11 protein-coding genes are annotated in these 13,401 nt (G+C 63.5%); 4 read left to right on the top strand and 7 right to left on the bottom strand.

What is annotated here, in order from left to right; translation table 11 throughout:
- Positions 1-38: 38 nt before the first annotated feature.
- From ACCD05_RS01600 to topA, 3 genes are read right to left on the bottom strand one after another with little or no spacing between them, the layout of a single operon-like run.
- A complete protein-coding gene (locus tag ACCD05_RS01600) occupies positions 39-500 on the bottom strand; it encodes a DUF983 domain-containing protein (RefSeq protein WP_413390774.1) in 462 nt (153 codons plus the stop codon).
- 32 nt (positions 501-532) lie between these two features.
- Positions 533-2,902 (bottom strand): ribonuclease R, encoded by a 2,370-nt coding sequence (gene rnr, locus ACCD05_RS01595; protein ID WP_047510009.1) that lies wholly within the window; start codon positions 2,900-2,902, stop codon positions 533-535.
- The gene (topA, locus tag ACCD05_RS01590; protein ID WP_413390772.1) at positions 2,899-5,571 is read right to left on the bottom strand and encodes a type I DNA topoisomerase; all 2,673 of its coding nucleotides are present in this window, start codon (positions 5,569-5,571) and stop codon (positions 2,899-2,901) included. The genes rnr and topA overlap by 4 nt, the downstream gene beginning before the upstream one ends.
- A 257-nt stretch (positions 5,572-5,828) precedes the next feature.
- Between topA and ACCD05_RS01585 the strand changes: the two genes are divergently transcribed.
- Entirely contained in the window at positions 5,829-6,008 is a 180-nt protein-coding gene (locus ACCD05_RS01585; RefSeq protein WP_018900176.1) for a hypothetical protein, read from the top strand.
- Between the two features lie 38 nt (positions 6,009-6,046).
- Here ACCD05_RS01585 and dprA read toward each other — a convergent pair whose 3' ends face one another.
- The 4 genes from dprA to ACCD05_RS01565 are packed head-to-tail and all read right to left on the bottom strand — an operon-like array spanning position 6,047 to position 10,082.
- On the bottom strand, positions 6,047-7,195 hold the full coding sequence (gene dprA, locus ACCD05_RS01580) for a DNA-processing protein DprA (protein WP_413390770.1): 1,149 nt from the start codon (positions 7,193-7,195) through the stop codon (positions 6,047-6,049).
- 5 nt (positions 7,196-7,200) lie between these two features.
- Positions 7,201-7,821: a glycerol-3-phosphate 1-O-acyltransferase PlsY gene (plsY, locus tag ACCD05_RS01575; protein ID WP_113010761.1), complete on the bottom strand. Its 621-nt coding sequence runs from the start codon at positions 7,819-7,821 to the stop codon at positions 7,201-7,203.
- An 18-nt stretch (positions 7,822-7,839) separates the two neighbouring features.
- Positions 7,840-9,129, bottom strand: a complete 1,290-nt coding sequence (locus ACCD05_RS01570; protein WP_413390768.1) for a dihydroorotase — start codon at positions 9,127-9,129, stop codon at positions 7,840-7,842.
- On the bottom strand, positions 9,126-10,082 hold the full coding sequence (locus ACCD05_RS01565) for an aspartate carbamoyltransferase catalytic subunit (protein ID WP_018900172.1): 957 nt from the start codon (positions 10,080-10,082) through the stop codon (positions 9,126-9,128). Before ACCD05_RS01565 ends, ACCD05_RS01570 begins: the two co-directional genes overlap by 4 nt.
- Before the next feature lie 176 nt (positions 10,083-10,258).
- Here ACCD05_RS01565 and ACCD05_RS01560 point away from each other — a divergent pair, with 176 nt between their 5' ends.
- From ACCD05_RS01560 to ACCD05_RS01550, 3 genes are all read left to right on the top strand, one after another.
- Positions 10,259-11,908 (top strand): acyl-CoA dehydrogenase family protein, encoded by a 1,650-nt coding sequence (locus tag ACCD05_RS01560; RefSeq protein WP_112941525.1) that lies wholly within the window; start codon positions 10,259-10,261, stop codon positions 11,906-11,908.
- A complete protein-coding gene (locus tag ACCD05_RS01555) occupies positions 11,908-12,528 on the top strand; it encodes a GNAT family N-acetyltransferase (RefSeq protein WP_413390765.1) in 621 nt (206 codons plus the stop codon). Before ACCD05_RS01560 ends, ACCD05_RS01555 begins: the two co-directional genes overlap by 1 nt.
- Before the next feature lie 142 nt (positions 12,529-12,670).
- Positions 12,671-13,333: a TetR/AcrR family transcriptional regulator gene (locus ACCD05_RS01550; protein WP_413391060.1), complete on the top strand. Its 663-nt coding sequence runs from the start codon at positions 12,671-12,673 to the stop codon at positions 13,331-13,333.
- The last annotated feature ends 68 nt before the right edge of the window (positions 13,334-13,401 follow it).

Genomic DNA, 13,401 nt, shown 5'->3' with positions numbered 1-13,401 from the left:
CCAAATATGTCGTGACAGTGAAGGTTCAAGGAAAGTCTTCAGCCTTGATGCCGGCGGCCGGGGATCTCGTACTGATCCTGCTCGTCGCTATGGCCGCCGAAACCATGCATCTTCAGCGCCCATTGCAGCCCGATGACCCCGCCCTTGATCGGCTGGATGATCAGCAGGGTGGCAAGCAGCGTCAGCGGCGTCCAGATGGCAAAGGTGAGCCAGAGCGGCATCGGCCAGATCAGGTCGGTCATCATGTAGCCGGCGATGATCACGTGGCCGACGATGACGATGGTGATGTAGGGCGGCAGGTCGTCGGCGCGATGGTGATGCATGGCTTCGCCACAGGCAGCGCAATTGTCCACCGGCTTCAAATAAGCGCGAAACAGCTTGCCGCTGCCGCAAGCCGGGCAACGGCCAAGAAGCCCGCGCTTGATCGATTGACCGAGCGGGCGCTTGGTTTCATCGATATCGCCGTATTGGATCGCCTGGCTGTTCGAGGTGGTCGTCATGACTGCACTTCCTTCCCGGCGTCCCAAAACGCCTATCGACGCCCTCTCGGGGGTCTTGTCCCGGCCTGCTTGCGCGCGCGGCTTGCGTCGCGGCGGCCGCCCTTGTGGAATGAACGCACGGCGGTGGGCATCTTGCGCCCCTCGCTCACCATCTCGAACCGAAGCGCGCCGGCCAGCGGAATGGCTTCCACCAGCTTGACCTTGACACTGTCTCCTAGGCGGTAGCCGAGGCCGGTCTTTTCACCGGATAGTGCCTGATGCGCCTCATCATAGATGAAGTAGTCCATTCCCAGTGTAGATATAGGAATGAAGCCGTCCGCTCCATAGTCCGGCAGGGCGACAAATAGTCCCGATTTCGTCACACCTCCCACGCGTCCATCGAATTCCTCGCCGATACGGCCGGCAAGGTGATGGGCGATGAGGCGGTCGACCGTTTCGCGTTCGGCCGCCATGGCGCGACGCTCGAAGGTGGAGATCTCGGCGGCGATATCGTCGAGAGCTGCTTCCTCGTCCGGCGTGATCCCGCCTTCGCCGAAGCCGAGCGAGCCGACGAGCGCACGATGCACGATCAAGTCGGCATAGCGGCGGATCGGCGAGGTGAAGTGCGCGTACTTCATCAGGTTCAGGCCGAAGTGTCCGATATTCTCGGGGCTGTAGATCGCCTGGCTCTGCGAGCGCAGCACCATCTCGTTGACCATCGTCTGGTGCGGCGTGTCCTCGGCCTTGGCGAGAATGCCGTTGAAGTTGTTGGCGCGCATGTTGCCGCCCTTGGCGAGCGAAATGCCGAGCGTCGCCAGGAACTCGCGCAGGATTTCCTGCTTGGAGAGCGAGGGGCCGTCATGCACGCGATAGATCAGCGGCTGCTTCTTCTTTTCCAGCGTCTCGGCGGCCGCGACGTTGGCCTGGATCATCATCTCTTCGATCAGCTTGTGCGCATCGAGACGCGGCGGCACGACGACGCGGTCGACGGTGCCGTCGGGCTTCAGCTGGATCTTGCGCTCGGGCATGTCGAGTTCCAGCGGCTGCCGGCGTTCGCGGCCACGCTTCATCACCTCATAGGCATGCCACAGTGGCTTCAGGATCGGTTCCAGCAGCGGCCCGGCCTTGTCGTCGGGATTGCCGTCGATCGCGGCCTGTGCCTGCTGGTAGGAGAGCTTGGCAGCACTCTTCATCATAACGCGGTGGAAGGTATGCCCCGCCTTGCGGCCCTCCTTCGAGAAGGTCATGCGCACGGCTAGCGCCGGGCGGTCCTGTCCCTCGCGTAGCGAGCAGAGATCGTTGGAAATCCGCTCCGGCAGCATCGGCACGACGCGGTCGGGGAAATAGACCGAGTTGCCGCGTTTTAGCGCCTCGCGGTCGAGCGGCGAGTTCGGGCGCACGTAATAGGAGACATCGGCGATCGCCACGGTGACGATCACGCCGCCTTCATTGTCGGGCGAGGGGTCGTGCTCGGCATAGACGGCGTCGTCATGGTCCTTGGCATCGGCTGGATCGATGGTGATCAGCGGAACGTCGCGCCAGTCCTCGCGGTGCGACATGGTCGCGGGCTTGGCGTCATCTGCCTCGGCAACCACGGCCGGCGGGAAGATATAGGGGATGCCATGGGCATGGATGGCGATCATCGAGATCGCCTTTTCCGAAGCGACCGAGCCGACGATCGAGAGCACCTTGGCGCGCGGCAGCCCGAAGCTGCGCAGGCGCGCGACTTCGACCTCGACCAGGTCGCCGTCCTTGGCGTCGCCCTTGTCATCGGGGTCGATCAGCATTTCCTCGCCGCGCCGCTCGATCGGCAACAGCCGTCCGCCGCCGCCAGGCGCGTCCTTGAAGACGCCGAGCAGCGCGCCGCGGCGCTTGTCGAGGATCTTGATGATGCGCGCCGTGTAGGCCGGGCCGCCGCGATCGGTAGCCGCGAAGATCTTCGCGAGAATGCGGTCGCCCATGCCTGCGACCGGCGCCTTGCCCTTGCCGTTGCGGCCGGCAGGCGAGGAGGACTGCCGGATGGAGACGGCAGGTGCGACGCCCATCTCGTCCGACCATTCCGCCGGACGGCCGATCAGTCCGCCGTCCTTGTCGCGGGTGGTGATGTCGAGCACGGTGACCGGTGGCAAAGCTCCAGGGCGGATCAGCGACTTGCGCGTCTTCTGCAGCATGCCTTCCTGCTCGAGATCGCGTAGCAGGTGCTTGAGCTCAACGCGGCTGTCACCCTTCAGCCCGAAGGCCTTGGCGAGTTCGCGCTTCGAAGCCTTCTGCGGATGATCGGCGATGAAGCGCAGGATCACTTCGCGCGAGGGAAGCGCGCCGTGCTGGATGTTGAGTGGCTCGACGGCGGGCGCCCTGCTGGAGCGTCCCGTCTTGTCGGGACGCTTGCCCATACCCTTTGGTTCCCGCGGAATTCTGGTCACTCTTCGCTCTTTTTCTTCTTTGCGGGCGCTTTGGCTTTGGCTTTTGCTTTCGGCTTGGCGGCTGCCTTTGCCGGCTTCGCGTCATCGCTCGCCGCAGCCTTGGCCTTCGCTTTCGGCTTCGCCTTGCTCTTGGCCGCCGGCGCCTTGCCTGCCTTGGCGGTGATCAGGGCTACGGCTTCCTCGACGGTCAGCGCCTGCGGATCTGTGCCCTTGGGCAGCGTCGCGTTGACCTTGCCCCAATTGACGTAGGGGCCGTATTTGCCGTCGCGCACGGTGATCGCGCCGCCGCCATCGGGATGCTCGCCGAGCTCCTTCAGGGCAGCCGCTGCCGTGCGACCGCGTCCGCCCGGACCCTTTGCGGCCTTCTCGGCGATCACGGTGACCGCGCGGTTGAGGCCGATGCTGAAGACGTCCTCGACGGTCTCGAGATTGGCGTAGCCGCCATCATGCAGCAAGAAAGGTCCATAGCGGCCGATGCCGGCCGAGATCATCTTGCCCGATTCCGGATGCTTGCCGATATCGCGCGGCAGCGAAATCAGCGCCATCGCCTTTTCGTAATCGATATCCTCGGGCTTCCACCCCTTCGGCAGCGAGGAGCGCTTTGCCTCCTTGCCGTCGCCACGCTGGACGTAAGGCCCGAAACGGCCGGAGCGCAGCGTCAGTTCCTCGCCGGTCACAGGATCGGTGCCGAGCGCCTTCGGCTCGTTGAGCGCAGCACCCTCGGCCTCCGCGCCGCCCTCGGAGGAAAGCTGGCGCGTGTAATTGCACTCGGGATAGTTCGAGCAGCCGACGAAGGCGCCGTATTTGCCGAGCTTCAGCGACAGGTTGCCCGTGCCGCAGACCTGGCAGATCCGGGGATCGCTGCCGTCCTCGCGCTTCGGAAACACCAGCGGCGCGAGCGATTCGTTCAGCGAATCGAGCACGTTGGTGACGCGCAGTTCCTTGGTGTCTTCGATCTGCGCGAAGAAATCCTTCCAGAAATCGCGAAGCACCTGCTTCCAGTTCAGCTCGCCGGCGGAAATCCGGTCGAGCTTCTCTTCCAGATCAGCCGTGAAGTCGTATTCGACATACTTGGTGAAGAAGCCTTCGAGGAAGGCCGTCACCAGCCGCCCCTTGGAGTGCGGGATCAGCTTGCGCTTGTCGATGATCACATATTCGCGGTCGCGAAGGGTCGCGAGCGTTGCCGCATAGGTGGACGGGCGGCCGATGCCGAGCTCTTCCATCTTCTTGATCAGCGACGCTTCCGAGTAGCGCGGCGGCGGTTCGGTGAAGTGCTGGCTGGAATTGATCTTCTGCTTGGCGAGGTTTTCGCGCGCATTGATCTCCGGCAGGCGGCCATCCTCGTCGCCGTCGTCGCTCTGCTCGCCGTCTTCCTTCTGGTCCGTATAGGCGGCGATGAAGCCGTCGAAGCGGATGACGGAACCGACAGCGCGCAATCCGGCCTTCTCGCCGTTGTTGTCGGCGATGATCTCGGCGGTCGTACGCTCGATCTCGGCCGATGCCATCTGGCTGGCGATACCGCGCTTCCAGATCAGGTCGTAGAGCTTTATCTGGTCGGCGTCGAGGTACTGGCGAACCTTGTCAGGCGAACGGTTGAAGTCTGTCGGGCGGATGGCTTCGTGCGCTTCCTGGGCGTTCTTCGCCTTGGTCGAATAGAAGCGTGCCTTCTCCGGCAGGTAGCGCTGGCCGAACTGGTCGACGATGGCGCCACGTGCCGCGTCGATCGCCTCGGGCGCCATCTGCACGCCGTCGGTACGCATATAGGTGATCAGACCGACCGTCTCGCCGCCGATGTCGAAGCCTTCATAAAGCTTCTGCGCCACCTGCATGGTGCGCGAAGCCGAGAAGCCAAGCTTCGAGGAAGCGGCCTGCTGCAGCGTGGAGGTTGTGAAGGGTGGTCCCGGGTTGCGCTTGACGGGCTTTGCCTCGACGGTATCGACGACATAGGACGCGCCTTCGAGCAGCGCCTTCAGCTTGCCGGCCTCGTCGCCGTTGCCGATCGCGCGTGCCTGCAACCGCTTGCCATTCGCCGCAACCAGCTTGGCTTCGAATTCGTCACCGCGCGGTGTCTTCAGCAGCGCCGAGATGTTCCAATATTCCTCGGAGACGAAGCGCTCGATCTCGGATTCGCGATCGCAGACCAGTCGCAGCGCCACAGACTGCACGCGTCCCGCCGAGCGGGCGCCGGGCAGCTTGCGCCAGAGCACCGGCGAAAGATTGAAGCCGACGAGATAGTCCAGTGCGCGGCGCGCCAGATAGGCGTCGACCAGCGGCACGTCGATATCGCGCGGCTCGGCCATCGCGTCGAGCACGGCCTTCTTGGTGATCGCGTTGAAGACGACGCGCTTGACGGTCTTGCCGCCGAGCACGCGCTTCTTGTTCAGCATATCGAGCACATGCCAGGAGATCGCTTCGCCTTCGCGATCAGGGTCGGTTGCGAGGAACAGGCCGTCGGAGGACTTCACCGCATCGGCGATGTCCTTCATACGCTTGGCCGAGGCCCCATCGACCTCCCACAGCATTTCGAAATCCTGGTCGGGCAGCACGGAGCCGTCCTTGGCGGGGAGATCGCGGACGTGGCCAAAGGAGGCGAGCACCTTGTATCCGGGTCCCAGATACTTGTTGATCGTCTTGGCCTTCGAGGGCGATTCCACCACTACAACATTCATGATGATTCTCTAAAAATGGATGCCAGCCGGCCTATATCAGGGCAGAGGACCTGCCGTGTCACGGTCGCCGGTTCTCCGACATGGACAGGGAATTCGTTTCGGTCAAGTGTTTTGAATGCATTTTTACGTATTGCAACGTGTTGCAACCAAAAGACGATATTCTGCATATTGCAATTTCTGATTATTGCGATATCGTTTTTCGCGTGTAGTTCAGGCTGCGACGATCAACCCTTCCCAATTGGGGCGCGAGTGCTTTCATGACGGCTAAGTACGCAAAGAAGGATACCGGCCGATCCGGCTCCCGCGAGAACATTGCCTTCATCCGCCAGATGCTCGCCGAGTTGCGTCAGGTGGCTGAAAAGGAAAAGGCCGACATGCTCTGCTATCTGATCGAGATGGCATATGTCGAAGCCGGCGATCTCCAGGCTCGTATGTAATTGGCTGGCCCGGATGTAACTGGCCCATATGTAAGTCGTCACACCTCCATTGCAATGGACACCATGCCGCCGGGGTGCCGGTGCAGCCGCCCGGCGATATCGAGCTCCAACAACACGAGATAGACGGCCGAGGCGCTGAGCCCCGTGTGCCGGATGATGTCGTCGATCTCCACGGGCGTCGGTCCGAGCGCATCGACGATGCGCGCCCTGTCGGTCTCGTCAGGCGGCAGCAGCGACGATCCGCCGCCGCGTTCCGGCTCCTCGGCAAGCGGCGCAGCAAACAGGTCGAGCTGCGATAGCGGCGCAAGCGCACTGATCACGTCATCGGGCGCGGTAACGATCATCGCGCCGTCCTTAAGCAGCCCGTTAGTGCCGTGACATCGCGGATCAAGCGGTGAACCGGGCACCGCGAAGACCAGCCTGCCGAACTCGCCGGCGAGCCGTGCCGTGATCAGCGAACCGGATCGCGTCGCTGCCTCCACCACCACCGTCCCAAGTGAAATGCCGGCGATCAGTCTGTTGCGTCTCGGAAAGTCACGTGCTCGCGGCTCCCAGCCGAACGGCATTTCGCTGACGGCGAGGCCGTTGCCGTTCCAGATTTCCTCAAGCAGTCCAGCATTTTCGGGAGGGTAGGGCTGGTCCAACCCGCCGGCCATGGCCGCGATCGTGCCGGTGTCGAGGCTGGCGCGGTGGGCAGCCGTATCGATGCCACGGGCAAGACCGGAGATAACAGCATAGCCGACGCATCCGCACTCTCTCGCGATCATCGCCGCGAACTTCGCGCCTGAGATCGAGGCATTGCGCGAGCCGACGATGCCGACGGCCGGCTGCGCGGTCGCCGCGAGATTTCCCTTTACCGCCAGCAGAGGCGGCGCCCCGTCGATCTGCTTCAGCGCCTGCGGATATTCCGGCTCGCCGATGCCGACGAAGCGCGCGCCGAACCTGTGCGCCGCATCGAGTTCCTTCAGCGCTTCGCTCTCGGTGGCGATCCGGATCGCGCGCGTCGCGCCGCCGCGTGCCGAAAGGCCGGGCAGAGCGGCGAGTGCTGCTTCCGCAGAACCGAAATGATTGATGAGATCGCGAAAGGTGGCCGGGCCGACATTGTCGGAGCGGATGAGACGCAACCAGGCAATCCTTTGCCTGTCCGTCAGCGCAATTCCTTTTGGCCTTGCGCTGCGTGCGTCCATCTATCCTATCCCTTTGCCCCGATCTTGCTTTCCGTGCCGCTGATGAGGCGGCTGATATTGGCCTTGTGCTTCCAGTAGGAGATCACGGTCATGATCGCCATGATCGCTGCAACCTTCTCTGCACCCAGTATCCACAATGCAACCGGAATGACAAGCATTGCAACCAGTGCGGAAAGAGAAGAATAACGGGTCAGGAAGGCAACGCCGAGCCAGACCGCAGCGAAGCCAAGAACCATCAGCGGCGCGACGCCGAGAAGCGTGCCGATATAGGTGGCGACACCCTTGCCGCCCTTGAAGCCGATCCAGACCGGGAAGAGGTGGCCGATGAAGGCGAAGAAGCCGGCGATGACGGCGGCCTCGGGGCCGAAGAAATAAGAGACGATCCACGCCGCCGCCGATGCCTTCAGCGCATCGAGCAGCAGCGTCGCTGCCGCCAGCTTCTTGTTGCCAGTCCGCAGAACGTTGGTCGCGCCGATATTGCCCGAACCGATGCTGCGCACGTCGCCAAGCCCGGCAGCGCGCGTCAAAATTAGCCCGAACGGAATGGAGCCCAGCAGATAGCCGATGGCGGCGGCCGCCAGCGCGATTTGCCAGGTGATCTGCCACGTCATGAGATCAGCGCCCATGTTCCCCCACTTGTCTTCTTATAATGTATGGACGCACTGGCCGGCGACATAGGTCGCGACCGCACGTCCGCTGAAGCGCGCGTCTTCGAATGGCGTGTTCTTCGAGCGCGAGAGAAGCATGTCCTTGGCGACAATCCAAGGCTCTTCGAGATCGATCAGCACGATATCCGCCTTGGCGCCGGGCTTCAGCGTACCGGCATCGAGGCCAAAGATCTGCGCAGGACGTGTCGACATGGCATCGATCAGGCGCATCAGCGTCACATGCCCGCTATGGTGCAGGCGAAGGGCCGCCGCGAGCATGGTCTCGAGCCCGACGGCACCGTCGGCAGCCTCGCCGAAGGGCAGCCGCTTGGTGTCGACGTCCTGCGGGTCGTGCGAGGACACGATGATATCGATCGCCCCGCGCGCCAGCGCATCCACCATCGCCACGCGATCGTCTTCCGAGCGCAGTGGCGGATAAAGCTTGAAGAAGGTGCGGTACTCGCCGATGTCGTTTTCGTTGAGCGCCAGATTGTTGATCGAGATGCCGCAGGTAGCCGTCGCGCCACGGCTCTTCGCCAGCTCGATCGCCTCGACGGATTCAGGCACCGAGATCATCGCGGCATGGTATTTGCCGCGCGTCAGCTTGGCGATGCGCAGGTCACGCTCCAGCGGGATCAGTTCGGTCTCGCGCGGAATGCCGCTGAGGCCGAGCCAGCTTGCGAACAGCCCCTCGTTCATCACGCCGCCGGCGGCCAGATGCTGGTCGCGCGTTTCGCAGGAAATCACCGCGCCGAATTCCCGCGCATAGGTCATCACCCGGCGCAACACCTGCGCGTCGTGGATGCTGGAGCGGCCATCGGTGAAGGCCACCGCGCCGGCTTCCATCAGCATGCCGATCTCGCTCATCTCCTCGCCGGCGAGACCCTTGGTAATCGCCGCTGCCGGATAGACGTTGACCAGCGCCTTGTCGCGCGCGGTCTTCTTTACGAACTCCACCAGCGCGATGTCGTCGATCACGGGATCGGTATCGGGCATCATGATGATCGAGGTCACGCCGCCCGCGGCCGCAGCCCGGCTGGCCGATTCGATCGTCTCGCGATGCTCGGCTCCAGGTTCGCCGATATGGACGCGCGCATCGACGAGACCGGGCGCCGCGACAAGTCCATTGCAGTCGCGCACCGTGGCACCTGCGGGCACAGCTTCGTTCAGCGCGTCCTTGCCGGAAGCGACGATCACGCCGTCCTTGACGACGATCGCGCCGACCTCGTCGAGATTGCGCGATGGGTCGATGATGCGAACGTTCTTGAGGACGATCGAGTTGCTCATGCGCCGGCTCCTTCGCTGCGGGGACCCTGGTTCTGCGAGATCAGCAGCGTTTCCATGACAGCCATGCGTACGGCGACACCCATCTCGACCTGTTCGGCGATCACGCTCTGCGGCCCGTCCGCGACCTCGGAGGCGATTTCCACCCCGCGGTTCATCGGCCCCGGATGCATGACCAGCGCATCCTCCTTCGCCGCCTTCAGCGTTTCCGCGTCGAGCCCGTAGAAATGGAAGTATTCGCGCACCGACGGCACGAAGGCGCCGGACATCCGCTCGCGCTGCAGTCGAAGCATCATCACGACGTCGGCGTCCTTCAGGCCTTCCTTCATCGAGTGGAAGACCTCGACGCCCATGTCGGCGATTCCAGCCGGAAGCAGTGTGGCCGGCGCCACGACGCGAACCCTGGCACCCATGGCGTTGAGAAGCAGGATGTTGGAGCGTGCCACGCGCGAGTGCAGAACGTCACCGCAGATGGCGACGATGATACGTGACAGCTTGCCCTTGGCGCGGCGGATCGTCAGCGCGTCGAGCAACGCCTGCGTCGGATGCTCATGCTGGCCATCGCCGGCATTGACCACCGAGCAGGAGACCTTCTGAGCCAGAAGTGCCGCGGCACCCGCGCTCGAGTGGCGGATAACCAGCACGTCGGGGCGCATCGCGTTCAGCGTCATCGCCGTGTCGATCAGCGTTTCGCCCTTCTTCACCGAGGAGTTGCCGACCGACATGTTCATCACGTCGGCGCCGAGGCGCTTGCCGGCAAGCTCGAAGGAGGCTTGCGTGCGGGTGGATGCCTCGAAAAACAGATTGATCTGCGTCAAACCTCTAAGGGTCGACGTCTTTTTCTCTCGCTGCCGACTGATCTTGACGGCCTCGTCGGCCTTGTCGAGGAGAAAGGTGATATCCTGCTCTGTGAGCCCTTTGATACCGATGAGGTGGCGGTGGGGAAAGAAGACCATGAACCTGCCTCTATGCTGTCGTCAGCGGCTCTATAAAGAGTGCGTGCGGCGGCGGCAAGCATGCGCTGTGGGCAAACCGCGCTCTCCCCCTGCAATTTTGTCGCAATTGGGCTAAAGCAGGAGAAGGGCCCAACTTCCGGTTTCCCTTTGCCTGCCTCATACTCTAGAAGCGATTCATGACATCCGCTGAAGAAAAACTCGCCGAACTCAACCAGCCGAGCCTTTGGTCCGGCATCAACGCCTACAGGTCCGATCCGCTGATCGTCGACCTCACTGGTGCGTTGCCGCGCGGCATTCGCGATGATCTCGACAATATGGGCCGCTACGTCACCTCGCCGGAAGCGCAGGAACTGGCGCGCATGGCAAACCAGGGCGTGCCGCAGCTGCGCACCCATGGCCCCCGCGGCGAACGGCTCGATGTCGTGGAATTTCACCCGGCCTGGCACGCGCTGATGCGCCGGTCAATGTCTGTCGGCCTTCATTCGTCCGTCTGGGATCCGCAGGCCGATGCCGAGGCGAAGGATCAGGCGCACAAGATCCGCGCCGCTCGCTTCTATCTTTCGTCGCAGCTCGAGACCGGCCATCTCTGCCCGATCACCATGACGAGCGCATCCGTTGCCGCTCTCTCCGCATCGCCCGCCGTCCAGAAGGACTGGGCGCCGAGGATCCTGTCGCGCAAATACGATTCGGCCAACAAGCCGGCCATGCAGAAATCCGCCGTCACCATCGGCATGGGCATGACCGAAAAGCAGGGCGGCACCGATGTCCGCTCCAACACGACGTCTGCCGAAAAGGTCAGCGAGGGCATCTACCGCCTGTCGGGCCACAAGTGGTTCATGTCGGCGCCGATGAGCGACGCCTTCATCATGCTGGCGCAGACCAAGGAAGGCATGGGCTGCTTCCTGGTACCGCGCCTGCTTGAGGACGGCTCGGCCAATGGCCTGCAGTTCCAGCGCCTCAAGGACAAGGTCGGCAACCGCTCGAATGCCTCTTCCGAGGTCGAGTTCAGCGATACCTTCGGCTTCCTGCTCGGCGGCCCGGATGCCGGAGTTCGCACCATCCTCGACATGGTCACGCTGACTCGCCTCGATTGCGCGCTGGCCTCGTCTGGCATCATGCGCGCCTCGCTGGCGGAGGCCGTGCATCACACCCGTGGCCGTAGCGTCTTCGGCAAGATGCTGGTCAGCCAGCCGATCATGACCCGCGTGCTTGCGGACATGGCGCTCGACGTCGCCGCCGCCACGGCGCTCTCCTTCCGTCTCGCCGACGCCTTCGACCGCGCGCGCGGCAGCGCCGAGGAGGCCGCTTACGCCCGCGTCATGACGCCGGTCGCCAAATACTGGTGCTGCAAGATCGCGCCCGCGCTCATCTATGAAGCGATGGAGTGCATCGGCGGTAGCGGCTATATCGAGGAACGCCCGATCGCCCGCCACTACCGCGAAGCGCCCGTGAATGCGATCTGGGAAGGCTCGGGCAACGTCATGGCGCTCGATGTCTTGCGTATCCTGAACCGCGGCAAGGATCTCTTCGAGACCGTCTTCGCAGGCCTTGCAAGGGATCTCGGCCCGGCCGGCAAGAAAACCATCGACGTGCTCCGCGCCGCCATGGCGCTCTGCGAGCGCGACGAGGGCGCCGCCCGTCTGCTCGTCGAGCAGCTGGCACTCGCGGCGGGTGCTGCCGAACTCTATCGTCTGGGGGCAGGGCGCATCGCCGATGCCTTCATCGAAACCCGTCTCGCCGGCGGTTGGCGCTCCACCTACGGCATGCTCGATAGTCGTTTCGACGCCAGCTATATCGTCGATCTCCTCTATCCGCCGGCAAGCTGATGACGACAACGCTGCGCCAAGCCCGGCTCGACGATCTCGATGAGATCTACAACATCTCGCTGGTCACGGGCGATGCGGGCAAGGATGCGACGTCACTGCATGGTGACGGAAAGCTCATCGGCCATATCTACTCCGCGCCTTACGTGACGCTCAGCCCTGAAACGGCCTTCGTGGCAGAGGATGCCGAAGGCGTCGCCGGCTATATCGTTGGCGTCCACGATACGCTTGCGTTTCAGGCGCAGCTTGAGCGCGACTGGTGGCCGGCGCTGCGCAGCGCCTACCCGGACCCTCAGGGCGATCCCGACCTCTGGGATGCCGACGAGAAACGCATCGCCGCGATCCATCATCCCTCGTCGGCGCCATCGGCGATCATCGAGGCGTTCCCGGCGCATATCCATATGAACCTGCTGTCGCGTCTGCGCGGGCAGGGGATGGGAACGAAGCTGCTCGACCTGTGGCTCTCGCAGGCAAGAGGCGCCGGCGTGAAATCCGTGCATCTCGGGGCCAGCGCAACGAATGCCAATGGCATCGGCTTCTGGGGTTCACGTGGCTTCACGCGCCTCGGACCACCGCTCGTGGAGCCATCCGAGCGCACCGTCTGGTTCGGCCAGAAGCTCTGATCGATGTCGCCACGCGGCGACATTCGGCTGCACGCCACGAATGGCCTGAAAACAATCCACAATCTTTCAAGGGGTTCGCCGTTGCCGGTTTGGGGCGGTGTTGTTACTCACCGATGAGTGACACATGAAACCCGAGTCCCTGATGCTGAATGACCCCATGCCTTTGACCCCCATCGCGAGCGCACCGCAGGCCGAACCGGAAAAGCGTGTGCGTGACCGTGGCGCGACTGAAAAGGCGATCCTCAACGCCGCCAAGGCGCTGCTTGCGGAAGAGGGGTTCCAGAACTTCGGCATCAACGCCGTGGCGCGCAAGGCCGGCTGCGACAAGCAGCTGATCTATCGCTACTACGGTGGCCTGAATGGTCTTGTCGACGCGATCGGCGCCGATCTCGGCACCTGGGTGAAGGACCGCATTCCCGAGGATACGGGCGGCATGTTCCTGCTGACCTACGGCGACCTGATGGAGCGCCTGTCGCTGCTCTTCCTCCAGGCGTTGCGCGACGACCCGCTGATGCGCCGCATCGTCGCCTGGGAGGTGTCCGAAAATACCGAGCAGGTCCGCCGCCTCTCCGAAGCGCGCTCCAAGGCACTGGCCACATGGCTGGAGCGCATGCGCGGCTCGCTGACGCCGCCCAAGGGCGTGGACGCCGTCGCCGTCAACGCGATTCTGATCGCCGCCATCCAGCATATCGTCCTTTCGGCGTCGGCCGGCGGGCAGTGCGCCGGCCTGACGTTGAAGGCATCGAAGGACTGGGAGAAGGCGGAGCAGGCCTTGAAACGCATCGTTCGCGGCGTTTACGGCTGATTGGGCCCAAACTTTCCCACAGCCTCCCGCTTCGCTGTTAACCTTAACAAATGGTTTACGTTGCGCCA

It is taken from the genome of Rhizobium sp. Rhizsp42 (assembly GCF_047304155.1).
In the GTDB taxonomy this organism is placed as follows: Bacteria; Pseudomonadota; Alphaproteobacteria; order Rhizobiales; family Rhizobiaceae; genus Rhizobium.
The sequence above is the reverse complement of the archived record's forward strand: the minus strand, read 5'-3'. Positions and strand labels throughout refer to the sequence as shown.

Coding starts and splice junctions, on each gene's coding strand:
- ACCD05_RS01585 (WP_018900176.1), top strand. CDS start 5,829: ATGACGGCTAAGTACGCAAAGAAGGATACCGGCCGATCCGGCTCCCGC.
- dprA (WP_413390770.1), bottom strand. CDS start 7,195: ATGGACGCACGCAGCGCAAGGCCAAAAGGAATTGCGCTGACGGACAGG.
- ACCD05_RS01560 (WP_112941525.1), top strand. CDS start 10,259: ATGACATCCGCTGAAGAAAAACTCGCCGAACTCAACCAGCCGAGCCTT.
- ACCD05_RS01565 (WP_018900172.1), bottom strand. CDS start 10,082: ATGGTCTTCTTTCCCCACCGCCACCTCATCGGTATCAAAGGGCTCACA.
- plsY (WP_113010761.1), bottom strand. CDS start 7,821: ATGGGCGCTGATCTCATGACGTGGCAGATCACCTGGCAAATCGCGCTG.
- ACCD05_RS01555 (WP_413390765.1), top strand. CDS start 11,908: ATGACGACAACGCTGCGCCAAGCCCGGCTCGACGATCTCGATGAGATC.
- ACCD05_RS01600 (WP_413390774.1), bottom strand. CDS start 500: ATGACGACCACCTCGAACAGCCAGGCGATCCAATACGGCGATATCGAT.
- ACCD05_RS01550 (WP_413391060.1), top strand. CDS start 12,671: ATGCTGAATGACCCCATGCCTTTGACCCCCATCGCGAGCGCACCGCAG.
- ACCD05_RS01570 (WP_413390768.1), bottom strand. CDS start 9,129: ATGAGCAACTCGATCGTCCTCAAGAACGTTCGCATCATCGACCCATCG.
- topA (WP_413390772.1), bottom strand. CDS start 5,571: ATGAATGTTGTAGTGGTGGAATCGCCCTCGAAGGCCAAGACGATCAAC.